Here is a 15267-nt window from a genome sequence, read left to right on the forward strand (position 1 = left end):
TATACCCTTTTTGTTTGATTATACAACATCTTTTAATGAGAAAACTTACAAGTATTTCCTATTTGCAAATTAAAAGCCCTTACCACGCTTTGTGATAAGGACTAATTTTTATTGTATAACATATGCACTTAAAAATGCTAATACAAAGAATAAAACTCCAGTAACAATAGTTCCACGGTGAAGAACATAATCCATTCCCCGTGCTTTTTGTTTTCCAAATAATTGTTCAGCCCCACCAGAAATAGCACCAGATAGACCTGCACTTTGACCTGACTGTAACAATACTAATACAACCATAACAATCGCATTAACCACTAATAATATATTTACTAAAGTAGCCATATTTAAACGCACACCTCCTATAACGACAATTACCTAACATAACTTTAGCATAAATTTCGTTTACAAAGCAAGCTATATTATTGAAAGTGGACGTTTCCATGAATTAATTTTATCCTATTAATAGAGACTACAATAGAATGGATGATTATATAATGGAAAAAAACGTTTGGATGATGATGGAAGATAACGTGGAAGTTTATGTCAAGAAGTGGTATTCATCAATAGAAAAACCAAAAGCGATTGTGCAACTTTCCCACGGAATGGCAGAGCATATTAATCGCTATAATGAAATTGCTAAGTTCCTTGTCAAACAAGGTATATTTGTTTACGGCAACGATCACCGCGGGCATGGCAGAACAGGTGAAAAACAGGGGATATTCGGATATTTTGCCGAGGAAGATGGTTTTACAAAAACAGTTCACGACCAACTTGTTATCACAAAACAGATTAAACAAGAACATCCCAACACGCCTATCTTCCTTTTTGGCCATAGTATGGGTTCTTTTTTAGCTAGGGAATACATTCAACAGCATAGTCACATGATTGATGGTGTAATGTTGTCAGGAACAGGTTATTTTCCTAAAACAACCTCTATAGCAGGAAGAACCATTTCCTCTATTATGCCACCGAAAGAAGAATCAAAGCTAATGAATTCATTTGCGTTTGGTTCCAATAACAAAAAAATTGGCAAGAAATTAACTAGCTTCGACTGGCTGAGCAATGATGAAGAGGTCGTCGAAACCTATATAAATGATCCATACACTGGCTTTATACCAACAGGAAGGTTTTTCTATGATTTATTATCAGGCCTACTAAATATCCATAATCCTGAGCGCAATGACGCTATTCGAAACGATCTTCCCATGTTACTAATAAGCGGAGATGCAGACCCTATTGGGGACTATTCTAAAGGCATTTGGAAGACAGCTCATCTCTATGAAAAAGCCGGACTAAAAGAGGTAATGGTTATGTTGTTTACCGACGGTCGTCATGAATTATTACATGAAATGAATAAAGATGAAGTGCATACCATGATTCACACATGGATTCATAACCATTTGTAGATGACTATGCTTGAATACAATGATAGAACAGTATAAAATAGAGTTGTCCTATATATTTAACTAGAAAGAGAAAGGTCGGTAAAACTAATCATGACAACTATTCAAGGAATTGCAGCATCACCAGGCATTGCTATAGCAAAAGCCTATCAACTAACTGCACCAGATTTAACTTATGAAAAAGTAACAACAACTAATCCTACTAAAGAAATAGAACGATTAGATAAAGCGTTGAAAATTTCAAACCAAGAACTTGAAAAAATTAAAGCACACACGAAAAAAGAAATGGGTGACGAGCATGCGGAAATTTTCTCCGCCCACTTGCTTGTATTGAGTGACCCGGAATTAATTAATCCAATGAAAGATAATATTAACACCAATCATGTCATAGCAGAGAGCGCCTTAGAAGAAACTGCAAACATGTTTATTGATATGTTTAAAAATATGGATAATGAATATATGCGCGAACGTGCAGCTGACATTCAGGATGTCACAAAACGTGTGTTAGCTCATTTACTCGGAGCTAGTTTTCCCAATCCAGCATTAATTGACGAAGAAGTCATTGTTATTGCTAATGATTTAACACCATCTGATACAGCACAATTAAACCGCCAATTTGTAAAAGGATTTGCAACAGATATTGGCGGGCGTACATCCCACTCTGCAATTATGGCTCGTTCGCTTGAAATTCCAGCAATCGTAGGTACAAAAGAAATTACGTCATCCATTTCTCAAAACGATGTTCTAATCGTTGACGGTAATGAAGGTGTCGTTGTCATTAACCCATCTGATGAGGAGATTGCAACCTATCGTGAGAAACAAGAATCCTTTGAGCGACAAAAAGAAGAATGGGCGAAATTAAAAAACGAACCTACTTTTTCCGCTGATGGAGAACAGGTTGAACTAGCTGCCAATATCGGAACACCGGAAGACGTCACAGGCGTTTTAGATAATGGTGGTGAAGGAATCGGACTGTACCGTACGGAGTTTTTATACATGGGTAAAACGGAATTACCTACAGAAGATGAGCAATATGATGCTTATAAAGCTGTGCTCGAACAGATGGATGAAAAACCAGTAGTTGTTCGTACACTGGATATTGGTGGAGATAAAGAACTGAGTTATTTAGATTTACCAAAAGAACTGAATCCATTCTTAGGCTTTCGCGCCATACGCTTCTGCCTGGAGAATGAAAATGTGTTCAGACCCCAATTACGTGCATTACTACGTGCAAGTGTACATGGAAACTTAAAAATTATGTTCCCGATGATTGCAACATTGGAAGAATTCCGCCAAGCCAAAGCCATTCTAATGGATGAAAAAGAAAACCTGAAACGTGAAGGTAATAAAGTTTCCGATGACATAGAAGTTGGCATCATGGTTGAAATCCCATCAACTGCCGTAATTGCAAAACAATTTGCAAAAGAGGTTGACTTCTTCAGTATTGGAACGAATGACTTGATTCAATACACAATGGCAGCAGACCGTATGAATGAAAAAGTTTCTTATTTATACCAGCCATATCACCCAGCAATATTAAACTTGATAAGCAATGTAATCGAAGAAGCACATCGTGAAGGAAAGTGGGTTGGTATGTGTGGAGAAATGGCCGGAGACCCGATCGCAATCCCAATCCTGCTTGGACTAGGTTTGGATGAGTTCAGCATGAGTGCATCATCTGTTTTACCTGCACGAACGCAGATAAGTGGACTGTCGAAAGAGAAATTGGTTTCATATAAAGAGAAGCTATTGTCTATGGAAACAGCAGAAGAAGTTGAGGAATTTGTTAAGGAGAAAACGGAATAGAGTTTGATGAGCACTCGAGCCTTTTGGTTCGGGTGCTTTTTTGTGAAGGGTGGTGTAGAGTCAGGTGGGAGTTCTCGCATTCCAATCTCGTTCATTGCATCGCTTAGCAACTCCGATAATACTTCTGTAACTTGCTGGACTACTTATCGTAGCTTTAGCCATCCGAACATGTAATCAGACCAACCGTTCTTTCTACCATTTTTTTCAAGCCTAACACTTCCTTCATTCGTCATTCCTTTATACCTCTCGTATGATGCTTATTATCCGCTCGATCCGGCGTGCGGTATTCACATTCAGCGCAGACTGCACGCTATTTCGCTATTATTTCCAACTTCTCCTCTATCGCTGTCCGACCCTTATCATGGGACACTTTCTTCGGATAACCAATTTGCATAACCGCTGCAATTTTCATCGTATCATGATTCAATCCAATATCACTTGCAAATTCAGGATCATGCATATATGGCGTGATTGTCCAAAGCATACCGACACCATACTCCCAGGCAGCTAATTGCGCATTTTGGATAAATGCACTTACCGAGGCATAATCCTCTTCGTAACGCACTGGATTATCATCTTTTTCAAAATAAATGACTGCATGATGTGGTATTTCCAGTAGAAAGCTTTTCATGGAATCTATCATTTTTAATGTCTTCGGAGACTCATCTGTTTTTATCATGCCAATTCGTTGATAGCTTGAGATAATCGCATCAACAAACTTATGCTTCCCCTCTTCCTGATACATTTTTATATTCCAAGGTTCTTTCATATAATGTGTTGGTGCATAGGATCCGTATGTAAATATTTCTTTTAAAATAGCTGCGTCCACTTCTTGTTCTTTAAATGTATGGATGGACCTGCGTGCTTTGATTGTTTTTAATATATCGATGATAATCACCTCTTTCCTAGACTAGCATATTTGCTGTCTGGGTAAAAGATTGTGGTTGTTTTGGTGTAGATTTTGATCATTATTTATCGGTGCTGATTTTCGTTTATCAGCGTCCATTGTTTCTTATTTAGAATTTATGTAGACAGGTTTGTGATTCGTTTCTCTCCCAATTATGGTGCGCTGTCTCCCGGTTTGAGCCCAGCTCCAAAAACACAAAAAAAAGAGACAGATCACTCTGCCTCTTTAATGCGACTCACTATAAAATTTATTTCTTCAAGTTATAAAATGCTGTTTTACCAGCATATTCGCCCATGCCAGCTAACTCATCCTCAATACGTAGAAGTTGATTGTATTTCGCAACACGGTCGGTACGTGATGGTGCCCCTGTTTTGATTTGGCCTGCGTTTGTTGCTACGGCGATGTCAGCGATGGTTGCGTCTTCTGTTTCACCGGAGCGGTGGGAGATGACTGCTGTGTAGCCTGCGCGTTTTGCCATTTCAATTGCTTCAAATGTTTCCGTAAGTGTTCCGATTTGGTTCACTTTAATAAGAATAGAATTACTATTCCCTTCTTCAATGCCTCGAGCTAGTTTCTCCGTGTTTGTAACGAATAAATCGTCACCTACTAACTGTACTCGATCGCCAATACGGTCGGTTAATAATTTAAAGCCATCCCAGTCATTTTCGTCAAATCCATCTTCAATTGAGATAATTGGGTATTTATTAACGAGATCCTCATACCAATCAACCATATCTGCTGATGAGCGGACGACACCTTCACCTTTGAGGTTATATTTCCCATCTTTATAAATTTCAGATGCTGCAACGTCCATTGCTAGTTGGATTTCTTCACCTGGCTTGTAGCCTGCTGCTTCGATTGCTTCAACTATTGTTTGCAATGCTTCCTCGTTGGAGCCTAAGTTTGGAGCAAATCCACCTTCATCCCCAACACTCGTATTGTACCCTTTTGATTTCAAAACATTTTTCAATGAATGGAAAATTTCTGCACCTGTACGAAGTGCTTCTTGGAATGTCGGAGCGCCTACTGGCATAATCATGAACTCCTGGATATCCACATTATTATCGGCATGCTCTCCACCATTTAGAATATTCATCATCGGTGTTGGTAATGTTTTTGCGTTGAAGCCACCTAGGTAATGATATAATGGTAGCTCTAGATAGCTTGATGCAGCATGTGCAGCTGCCATTGATACACCTAGAATAGCATTAGCCCCTAGATTTCCTTTATTATCGGTACCGTCAAGTTCCATCATTAAATGATCGATGATATTTTGACGCGTAACATCTAAGCCTAGTAATTCAGGCGCAATCGTTTCATTTACATTTTGCACAGCTTTCGTAACACCTTTACCAAGATAACGATCTTTATCACCATCACGTAACTCTACAGCTTCATATTCACCCGTAGACGCACCGCTTGGTACAATTGCCGAACCAAATCCACCTGATTCTGTAAAAAGTTCTACTTCTACTGTAGGATTACCACGTGAATCTAGTACTTCGCGAGCATAAACATCTGTAATATATGGCATGAAAATCTCTCCTTCGAAATTATAATATTTTTTTAACATTAGGGGCATCATGTTTTGAATAAGCCTTCTTATTTCCTCATTAATGATTCGCCAGTCATTTCTTTCGGTTTGGGTATATCTAATAGGTCAAGTAAAGTCGGTGATAAATCTGCTAAAATACCGCCATCTCGTAATTCTATACCTTCTTTTGTTACAATAACAGGTACTGGGTTTGTTGTATGTGCTGTCATTGGCTCTCCATCCATGGTTATAACCTCATCTGAATTTCCATGGTCTGCAGTAATAATGGCATGTCCACCCAGGTCCGTTATCTTATCAACGATTTTACCTAAACATTCATCAACTGTCTCAATTGCTCTAATTGTTTCCTCTAATTTTCCTGAGTGACCAACCATATCTGGATTAGCAAAGTTTAAAATGATTGCATTATGTTCCCCTGTATCCAGTTCATTCAACAGCGCATCAGTTACTTGATATGCGCTCATTTCTGGCTGTAAGTCATAGGTTGCTACTTTGGGCGAGTCAATAAGGACACGTTTTTCGCCCGGAAATTGATTTTCTCGACCGCCACTCATGAAAAACGTAACATGGGGATATTTTTCCGTTTCCGCTATTCTCAGTTGCTTCATATTATGCTGCGTTAGAACTTCTCCTACCGTGTTATCAAGGTTGACCGGTGAGTAGGCAACATATCCATCTACTGATTCACTGAAGTCTGTTAGCATGACAAAATCCAGATCCTTGGGAACATTTTCGCCGCGGTCGAAATCCTGAAAGTCTTCATCCGCAAACGTTCTGGATATTTGAATGGCGCGATCTGGACGAAAATTATAGAAAATAATGGAATCCTTATCTTCCACTTTTCCAACAGGGGCACCATTTTCGTCTAAGATCACAGAAGGTAAAACGAATTCATCGTGAATACCATTATCGTATGAATCATTGATAACTTCATACGGATTATCATACGTCGGCCCTGCACCATGAACCATGGCATCATATGCTTTCTTAACCCGTTCCCAGCGTTTATCCCGGTCCATGGAATAATAGCGCCCAGAAATCGTCGCAAATTTACCAATACCATACGCTTTCATTTTCGCTTCCGTCTGTTCAATGTACGTTTTAGCCGTTTGCGGGCCTACATCACGACCATCTAAAAATGCATGTATATATACGTCTTTCAAATTATTATCTTTTGCTAATTTCAATAATGCAAACATATGATTAATATGACTATGCACGCCGCCATCAGACAATAGTCCGAATATGTGCAACGCTTTATCATTCTCTTTTGCATGTTGAATCGATTTTAGAAATGCTTCCACTTCAAAAAAGTCGCCTTCCTCAATCGATAGATTAACTCGAGTTAAGCTTTGATAGACAACACGACCAGCACCAATATTCAGGTGGCCTACTTCAGAATTACCCATTTGTCCATCTGGAAGTCCTACAGCTTTACCACTGGCTAATAATTGATTATGAGCATACTTATTCCAGTACCGATCCATATTCGGTGTGTTGGCTTGCTTAAATGCATTTCCCTTTTCTTCATCACGAATCGCAAGGCCATCTAAAATAATTAGTGCACCTAATTTAGTTTCACTCATCTGGTACCTGCCTCCACAAGCTGCAGGTAGGATTCTGCTTCTACACTTGCTCCACCAACTAATGCTCCGTCAATATCAGATTTTGCGAGTAATTCATCAATATTCGCAGGCTTCACACTGCCGCCGTACTGAATCACTACTTGTTCAGCAATCTCCTCAGAAGTAATGGCTTTAATAACCTGGCGGATATGAGCACAAACTTCATTTGCTTCTTCACTCGAAGCCGTTTTACCTGTGCCAATTGCCCAGATTGGTTCGTATGCAATAATCGTTTCTGTAACTTGTTCGTCAGATAGACCTTCTACCGCTTTTTTCACTTGGCTTTCTACATGATTCATCGTTTCATTTGCTTCTCGTTGTTCAAGTGTTTCGCCTACGCATACAATTGGCGTTAATTTATGATTAAATGCTGCATGTGTTTTCTTGTTGACCGTTTCATCTGTTTCAGCAAAATGTTCGCGACGTTCTGAATGCCCAATAACGACATGTGTTACGCCAAGGTCACTAAGCATACCTGGACTAACTTCTCCGGTAAATGCTCCACTATCTTCAAAATGCATGTTTTGTGCACCAATTTTAACTGTCGTTCCTTTTGTTTTTTCTGCAAGTGAAGCTAAAAAAGGAAATGGTGCACAAACAATTGCCTCCACATCATCGCTTGTAGGTGCTTTCTCTACTACCTCATCAATAAATTCATTCGCTTCAGATGACACCTTATTCATTTTCCAGTTTCCAGCAATAACTTTTTTGCGCATCCTCTCACCTCTCCATTATATTATGTGTTGAAAAGCACACATTTATCATTTTGTTTATTTCTTCTATTTATCCGTTAAAGCTTCTACGCCAGGAAGAACTTTTCCTTCCATGAATTCAAGTGACGCTCCGCCACCAGTAGATACGTGATCCATTTCTTCTGCAAGGTCGAATTTTTCTACAGCTGCAGCTGAATCACCACCACCAATTATGGTATACCCTTCTGTGTTTGCTAAACTCTCGGCAACTTCCTTGGTTCCACCAGCAAAAGTATTCATTTCAAAAACACCCATAGGCCCATTCCAAATGATCAGCTTCGAATCAGCTACAACTTGGCTATACGTTTTTCGCGTTTCAGGGCCAATATCCAACGCTTCCCAATCTGATGGAATCTGGTCAATTGGTGTGATTTTGGTGTTTGCAGAATCGGAAAAATCATCTGCTACAACAACATCTGTTGGTAGAAGAAAGTTAACGCCTTTTTCTTGTGCTTTTTTCATGAAATCTTTTGCTAAATCTAGCTTATCTTCTTCCAATAATGATTTTCCAACTTCATGCCCCTGCGCTTTGACAAAGGTATAGGCTAGTCCACCACCAATAATTAAGTTATCTACTTTATCCAATAAATGGTCAATAACATTTATTTTATCTTTCACTTTTGCTCCACCGATAATCGCTGTAAAAGGACGATCCGGGTCCTCTAATGCTTTGCCCAATACCGCAAGTTCTTTTTCCATTAGATGGCCTGCAACAGCAGGTAACTTTTCTGCAACACCTGTTGTGGAAGCATGTGCGCGGTGCGCTGCACCAAATGCATCATTGACATAGTAATCTGCCATATCTGCAAAAGCTTGCGCTAAAATGGCATCATTTTGTTCTTCACCAGCTTCAAAACGGACATTTTCAAGCAATAACACATCACCATCATTCAATTGTGAAATAGCGTCATTTACTTCTGCACCATGAACAGAATCAGTCTTTATAACTTCTTTACTGATTAATTCACTTAAGCTCTTTGCAACAGGATCCAAGCGCAATTCTTCTACTGCCTCGCCCTTAGGCCGGCCAAGATGGCTTGCCAAAATCACTTTCGCACCTTTTTCAGATAAATAATCAATGGTTGGACGTGCTGCTTTTATACGTGTTTCATCAGTAACGGTACCATCTTTCATTGGCACATTAAAATCCACACGACAAAAGACTTTCTTTCCTTTGAGTTCAAGGTCTTGAAGTGTTTTCTTATTCATTTGGACAACCTCCCTATCTTCATTTATGTAATTCTTATTAGGTTTTCCCCTAATCAGGCTCTATTAATCATTATATAGGAAACGGAGGAGGAATGCTCTCCTCCCCCGTTTCTCTGTACCTTATAGTCCTTGTTTTTTGATATATACAGCCATATCTACACAACGTGCAGAGTAGCCCATTTCGTTATCATACCAAGAAATTACTTTAACCATGTTGTCTTGAATTACCATAGTAGATAAACTATCAAAAATAGATGAATTTGGGTTACCGATAATATCTGTTGATACAAGCGGGTCTTCCGTATATTCTAATACGCCGCTCAAATCTCCTTTAGATGCTTCTTCAAATGCTTTATTTACCTCTTCTTCTGTTACATTTTTATCAAGATCTGCAACAAAATCGATTAGTGAGCCATCTGGTGTCGGTACACGAACAGCCATACCATTAAGTTTACCGTCTAATTCTGGTAATACTTTTCCAACTACTTTAGCCGCGCCTGTTGATGTTGGGATAATATTCTCTGCTGCTGCACGTGCACGACGGTAATCTTTATGCGGTAAATCTAGGATTTGCTGATCATTTGTATAGGAGTGAATAGTTGTCATTAGTCCATGTTTTAAACCGAAATTCTCATGAAGTACCTTAGCAAGTGGTGCGATACCATTTGTAGTACAAGATGCATTGGATAATACATGGTGTTGACTTGGATCGTAATCTTTTTCGTTTACACCCATTACCATTGTAAGATCTTCTTCCTTAGCAGGAGCTGAAATAATAACTTTCTTCGCTCCAGCATCAATATGCTTCTGTGCATCATTACGTTCAGTGAAACGACCAGTAGATTCGATTACGACTTCCACACCTAGATCGCCCCATCCTAGATCTGCTGGGTCGCGCTCTGATAATACTTTCACTTCTTTTCCACCAACAACAATATTAGAACCATTTACGGTTACTTCTTCTTCTAATCTGCCGTGAACAGAATCATATTTCAGTAAATGCGCTAGCATATTTGCATCCGTTAAATCATTTACTGCAACTACCTCTACCTCTTCATTCTTTAATGCTTGACGATATACGTTACGACCAATTCTTCCAAAGCCATTAATACCTATTTTTACTGTCATATTTACTCCTCCTATATTTTCTTATATATTTTTTAAAATTATATTTAAAGGGGACTTCCCCTTAAAATCTGTTCTGCTGCTGCTTCATCTGTAATAAGCAAGTCACTTTTACCCTGCTTAAAATAGGATGTGATAGCTTGTCCTTTTGATTTCCCTCCAGCTATTGTAATAACATAGTCGATGGTAGATAAATCTTCTAATTGGATACCTACTGTTCGCACTTTATGAACAACATTTCCGTCCTTATCAAAATAATAACCAAATGCTTCACTCACGGCTTTATTTGTTTTTAATTTGGCAATAGTGGTCTCTGCTGTTTTCCTGCGCTTTGCCATGGTTAGCGCATCACCTATTCCATGTAAAACAACATTTGCGCCTTTTATTTGCTGTAATGTTTCATTGATGGAAGGCTCATTGATGATCGTCTGATAAGCTGACTCACTTAATGGATCCGGGACATATAACAAGCGATAGTCCCCATTTGTTTTCCTCGCCATCTCGGAAGCAATTGTATTTGCCTGGTTTTCGACTTTTTCACCAATTCCCCCACGAGCTGGTACAAATAAATAGTTATTTTCCTTGTTTAACACTGTCATCACATCTGCTGCTGAAGCCATGGTTGTACCACCTGTTACAGCAATTGTATTGTTAGGCTGAACGATTTTTTTCAGGAATGCAGCGCATGCTTTTCCCATATCTTGCTTCACCCATTCATAATCATCGCTATTACCAGGAACAATAATAACATGCTCTACTTGTAATTTATCCTTTATTTGCTTTTCTAAAACACTTAAGCCCATTATTTCATTCATAAAGTCAGTAAGTTGTTCAAGCGTTAATTTACCCTCTTTTGTTACATACATTCCTTTAGCCGTTACTTGGATTAAGCCTTGTTCATATAAGAATTCGACCTCGCCACGTACATTACGTTCTGTCAAATTAGTGTTTTCCGCAAGTCCTCTCCTCCCAATTGGTTGAAAAAGTTCTACACTGTGCAGAATCGAATACCTTTGCTTCATAACATCTAACAGATCAGGTAATAATTTTTTCTGCAAATCAATTAAAGCTCTCATGAAAAGACTCCTTTTCATTGTAGGACCTAATAGTCCCAGATGGTTATATTATGTCCCGGAACGGATAAAAAAATTTAACGCTTGCTATATTTTTATTATAGCATATCGTGAATGATACACAAATAATATGCTGTTGAAGTGAAAAGGAAATTCGTTTTCCGTGAGCGGATTGCTAATTCGAGTGGGTAATGGGATGCATTTTACTTCGCGCTTTTGAGAAAACTTGGCTTATCACCAGGATTTGTGGCGTAAGCCTTTTGTTCCCCGCACCTAGGTGTTTTCCTTAAGTGCTTGCTCCAACGTATCAATATTGATTTGCTCGCCATCTAATTCCGTTTCATTTATTATTACATATGGAATTAAGAGCTGATATTCTTCGAGCCAAGCATCATTTGTATATATATCCCTTGGCTCAATCGTAAATTTGTAATCATGCTGAAGCATGGTAAGCAATGCATGTGCATCATCGCAAAGCGAGCAGTTTTCTTTCATATAATAGATAACATTCGTCATCCTATCTCCCCCCTATTGTTTTCGTTTTGTTGATGATGGAATGTTTAGTTGCTTACGATACTTCATAACCGTTCGGCGGGCTATTTTAATATCGAACTCATCATCCAACTTCTTTTTAATCTGTTCATCTGACAAGGGTTTTATTTTATTTTCATGTTGCATTAATTCACCTATTAATTTTTTTATCACAAACGAAGCAGTCTGTTTTCCATCTAATTGTTTTATACCTGATTGCAAAAAAAATTTCACCGGCGTAACGCCCTGCGTTGTTTGGACATATTTATTATTTATTGTCCTGCTAACAGTTGATACATGCAGATCTAAATCATTGGCAATCTCTCTTAGCGTAAGAGGCTGAAGCATAAATGCACCATGTTCAAAATACATATACTGCTTTTCAACTATATTTTTCACAACATGCTCTAACGTATGAGACCGGTATTTAATCGCCTGTTGTAACCAGTCCACTTGTTTATACTTTTCTTTTAGGTATGCAGCAGTTTCCTCTCCCACATCCTTAAATTCTTTATAGGATTGATTTATTTCTATTGTTGGTGAATTCCATTTATAAAAAGATACCTTCCAAGTTCCTTCTGCCTTATAAATGGACGCCTCTGGAATAATATATTCAGGTTTTTCTGTCACTAAAAGCTTTCCAGGTTTTGGGTGACATAATTTAATACAATCGATAATTTCCTTTATATTCGCTTCATTCGTTGCATAATGTGCCGCAATTGTTTGATAATTCTCTTCAGCAATCCAATTCAAATGCTCTTTTAATAAATCTTCAATAAATGACTGCGTAATATTCATTTTCTTTAATTGTATTAAAATACATTCACTAAGTGAACGAGCAGCAATACCAGCTGGTTCTAGGGATTGGATCATTACCAAAGCTTGTTCAACTGTTTCTTCCGTTGTATGACATTGCTTCGCCCAGAGGTCGATATCTACAGTTAAATAACCATCTTCGTCTAACGAATCAATTCCAAATAGAATAATCGGCTCCTGTTCGTCGGTCATATCCAGTGTATATAGCTGATTTTTCAAGTGGTCATACATTGTTAACTCTGCTTGATTGATTTCACCAATTGAAACATCATTGGAACTTGAGGATTTATATTGCGCAAAATCATAATCGTAATTAACTTCTTCAATCAGTGGATTTTCCTTAGACACTTCTTTAATATAATCAATCAATTCCACGCTATCAAACTGAAGAATATGAATGGACTGTAGAAGTGACTGATTCATTTTCCATTGTAACGTCTGTTCCTGGACAAGCCTCGGCTTCATTATCAACACTCCTGTAAAGCGCCTTCATCTCTATTATGCCATACATGTATAATGTCTGTCATTCCCAACGTGCACCAATTCACCAAGCTTATTTACGTTCCATTTTCAACGAATCTACATATTCCTTCCCCTCTACTAATGAAAACCCTAATACTTTTCTAGCCTCTTTTATCGCTTTTACATCTTCACCTTCTTTTATAAGTTCACGTAGTTCCTGATTTATTGGATCTTCCGGTAATTCAACCTGTTTTGTAAGCTGATCTACCGTATTTTTCATTCTTATGACGCGACCTTCCAGTGTAACTATCCTATTAAACAAATATAGAAATGCTACTAAAACTAACCCTATAAGTGTATAATCCACCTATACTCCTCCTTTGTTCAGATTTTTTAAATGTATATTAATTTCCTTAAAATTACCATAAACACAATCATAATTCTATACAATATGAAATTTCTTATCATCAAAATAAACGGTTCTTCTCTGCCTTAATCATGAAAACTTTTGAAATGCGTATTATAATGATAGTAAAACTTCATTCAATGGGGGGCGGAATTCTAGCACCTTTAATCACTCATAGCTATTATGGAATGAAAGAAAGGACGTTTTAAATGATTGAAGTATATACAGATGGAGCATCAAGTGGGAATCCTGGCCCAAGTGGAGCAGGGATTTTTATTAAAGAAAACAAAAGAAATTATGAGTACGCATTTCCGTTGGGGGATTTATCAAACCATGAAGCTGAATTCCAAGCAGTTATCAAAGCGCTTGAGATCTGCAGCGAATCCTTTCCTAAAGAGATCGTTTCCTTCCGTTCCGATTCCCGAACAGTTGTGGATATCATCGAAAAAGACTACACGAAAAACAAAGTGTTCCTTCCCTTTTTAGAAAAAATAAGGGAAGAAACAACGAAGTTTCCGCATTTTTTTATTAAATGGATTCCTGAAAAGCAAAACAAACATGCCGACAGACTAGCTAGAGAGGCAGTTCGCATGAATTGATTTTGCCAGAATATCAGATCGCTACATAATTTGTGCAAATTGGGTTACTGTTATTTATTCTGGCTCTTGTACTTTATTCACCATTTTACCAATATTTTCTATTTCTAGAGTGACAACATCACCACCGGTTAAATACTGTGGTGGATCCATGGCAAATCCTACACCATCTGGAGTTCCAGTTAGGATAATGTCGCCTGGTTTCAAGGTAATCAAATTAGATATAAATTCAATTAGATAAGGGACATCGAAAATTAAATTACTTGTAGTTGAAGATTGACGCACTTCTCCGTTTACATAGGAACGAATAGCTAAGTCCGAAGGCTCAGTCATTTCATCTGATGTAACTACCCATGGTCCAATAGGTGTACTACGATCCAAGGTTTTCCCTTGCAGCCATTGCGGTGTCCTTTTCTGCAAGTCACGAGCTGAAATATCATTTCCAATCGTATAGCCAGCCACATAATCGAGTGCGTCCTCTTGGCTAACCTTTGAGGTTTCTTTACCAATCACGACAGCTAATTCAACTTCATAATCGAGTTTCGTTGTAACTTCTGGTTTTTCAATGGCATCCTCAGGTCCAATAAGCGCATTGTTAAACTTCGCAAAAAGCACAGGGTATTCTGGGAGATCGCTTTTCATTTCAGCTACATGGTCAGCATAGTTCTTCCCAACACAAATTATTTTTGAAGGATTAAGAACAGGGTTGGATAAGTATAAATCCTCCAGATGAAAGGCAGTAAAATGACTATCGCTCACCCTTATATAATTATAAGCTTCTGCCGCTCTTTCAATAGCACTTTCCCCAATAGAGAAAAAACGATCTGGATCTGCAGGAAGTACAGTGTCAACAGCATTTGCCAAGTCTTCTTCCTGTCTAAAAATCAATAATTGACGATAACCTTCTTGTATGTCGTACACTTTTTCATTTATTATAAAGCCTATTCTAAGATCTCCCAAATTTTGCTTAAATTTGTAGCTTACCAGTTTCATAATAAACA

15 protein-coding genes are annotated in these 15267 nt (G+C 38.2%); 3 read left to right on the forward strand and 12 right to left on the reverse strand.

Going from position 1 to position 15267, the window contains the following annotated elements:
• Positions 1–108: 108 nt before the first annotated feature.
• Complete coding sequence (secG, locus tag OLD84_RS12925; protein WP_209462641.1) at positions 109–342, reverse strand: preprotein translocase subunit SecG; 234 nt, start codon at positions 340–342, stop codon at positions 109–111.
• A 152-nt stretch (positions 343–494) separates the two neighbouring features.
• Here secG and OLD84_RS12930 point away from each other — a divergent pair, with 152 nt between their 5' ends.
• The gene (locus OLD84_RS12930; RefSeq protein ID WP_209462640.1) at positions 495–1406 is read left to right on the forward strand and encodes an alpha/beta hydrolase; all 912 of its coding nucleotides are present in this window, start codon (positions 495–497) and stop codon (positions 1404–1406) included.
• A 90-nt stretch (positions 1407–1496) separates the two neighbouring features.
• Positions 1497–3209, forward strand: a complete 1713-nt coding sequence (ptsP, locus tag OLD84_RS12935) for a phosphoenolpyruvate--protein phosphotransferase (RefSeq protein ID WP_209462639.1) — start codon at positions 1497–1499, stop codon at positions 3207–3209.
• Positions 3210–3519: 310 nt separating this feature from the next.
• Here the strand turns inward: ptsP and OLD84_RS12940 are convergent, their stop codons facing one another.
• From OLD84_RS12940 to OLD84_RS12985, 10 genes are all read right to left on the reverse strand, one after another.
• Positions 3520–4107 (reverse strand): nitroreductase family protein, encoded by a 588-nt coding sequence (locus OLD84_RS12940; protein ID WP_264917202.1) that lies wholly within the window; start codon positions 4105–4107, stop codon positions 3520–3522.
• Positions 4108–4363: 256 nt separating this feature from the next.
• A complete protein-coding gene (eno, locus tag OLD84_RS12945; protein ID WP_209462638.1) occupies positions 4364–5650 on the reverse strand; it encodes a phosphopyruvate hydratase in 1287 nt (428 codons plus the stop codon).
• A gap of 68 nt (positions 5651–5718) precedes the next feature.
• Positions 5719–7257 carry a 2,3-bisphosphoglycerate-independent phosphoglycerate mutase gene (gene gpmI, locus OLD84_RS12950; protein WP_209462637.1) on the reverse strand — a complete coding sequence of 513 codons (1539 nt, stop codon included), beginning with the start codon at positions 7255–7257 and terminating at the stop codon, positions 5719–5721.
• Positions 7254–8012, reverse strand: a complete 759-nt coding sequence (gene tpiA / locus OLD84_RS12955; protein ID WP_209462636.1) for a triose-phosphate isomerase — start codon at positions 8010–8012, stop codon at positions 7254–7256. Before tpiA ends, gpmI begins: the two co-directional genes overlap by 4 nt.
• A 63-nt stretch (positions 8013–8075) precedes the next feature.
• Positions 8076–9257, reverse strand: a complete 1182-nt coding sequence (locus OLD84_RS12960; protein ID WP_209462635.1) for a phosphoglycerate kinase — start codon at positions 9255–9257, stop codon at positions 8076–8078.
• A gap of 120 nt (positions 9258–9377) precedes the next feature.
• A complete protein-coding gene (gene gap, locus OLD84_RS12965; RefSeq protein WP_209462634.1) occupies positions 9378–10385 on the reverse strand; it encodes a type I glyceraldehyde-3-phosphate dehydrogenase in 1008 nt (335 codons plus the stop codon).
• Between the two features lie 44 nt (positions 10386–10429).
• The gene (locus tag OLD84_RS12970; RefSeq protein ID WP_209462633.1) at positions 10430–11458 is read right to left on the reverse strand and encodes a sugar-binding transcriptional regulator; all 1029 of its coding nucleotides are present in this window, start codon (positions 11456–11458) and stop codon (positions 10430–10432) included.
• A 270-nt stretch (positions 11459–11728) separates the two neighbouring features.
• Complete coding sequence (locus tag OLD84_RS12975; RefSeq protein ID WP_209462632.1) at positions 11729–11971, reverse strand: glutaredoxin family protein; 243 nt, start codon at positions 11969–11971, stop codon at positions 11729–11731.
• Positions 11972–11983: 12 nt separating this feature from the next.
• Complete coding sequence (gene rpoN / locus OLD84_RS12980; RefSeq protein ID WP_209462631.1) at positions 11984–13267, reverse strand: RNA polymerase factor sigma-54; 1284 nt, start codon at positions 13265–13267, stop codon at positions 11984–11986.
• Between the two features lie 88 nt (positions 13268–13355).
• The gene (locus tag OLD84_RS12985) at positions 13356–13631 is read right to left on the reverse strand and encodes a hypothetical protein (RefSeq protein ID WP_209462630.1); all 276 of its coding nucleotides are present in this window, start codon (positions 13629–13631) and stop codon (positions 13356–13358) included.
• Between the two features lie 248 nt (positions 13632–13879).
• Between OLD84_RS12985 and OLD84_RS12990 the strand changes: the two genes are divergently transcribed.
• The gene (locus tag OLD84_RS12990) at positions 13880–14269 is read left to right on the forward strand and encodes an RNase H family protein (RefSeq protein WP_209462629.1); all 390 of its coding nucleotides are present in this window, start codon (positions 13880–13882) and stop codon (positions 14267–14269) included.
• A gap of 54 nt (positions 14270–14323) precedes the next feature.
• Here OLD84_RS12990 and OLD84_RS12995 read toward each other — a convergent pair whose 3' ends face one another.
• Positions 14324–15259 (reverse strand): fumarylacetoacetate hydrolase family protein, encoded by a 936-nt coding sequence (locus OLD84_RS12995; RefSeq protein WP_209462628.1) that lies wholly within the window; start codon positions 15257–15259, stop codon positions 14324–14326.
• Positions 15260–15267: the final 8 nt, after the last annotated feature.

This window comes from Virgibacillus natechei (genome assembly GCF_026013645.1).
Taxonomy (GTDB): Bacteria; Bacillota; Bacilli; order Bacillales; family Amphibacillaceae; genus Virgibacillus_L; species Virgibacillus_L natechei.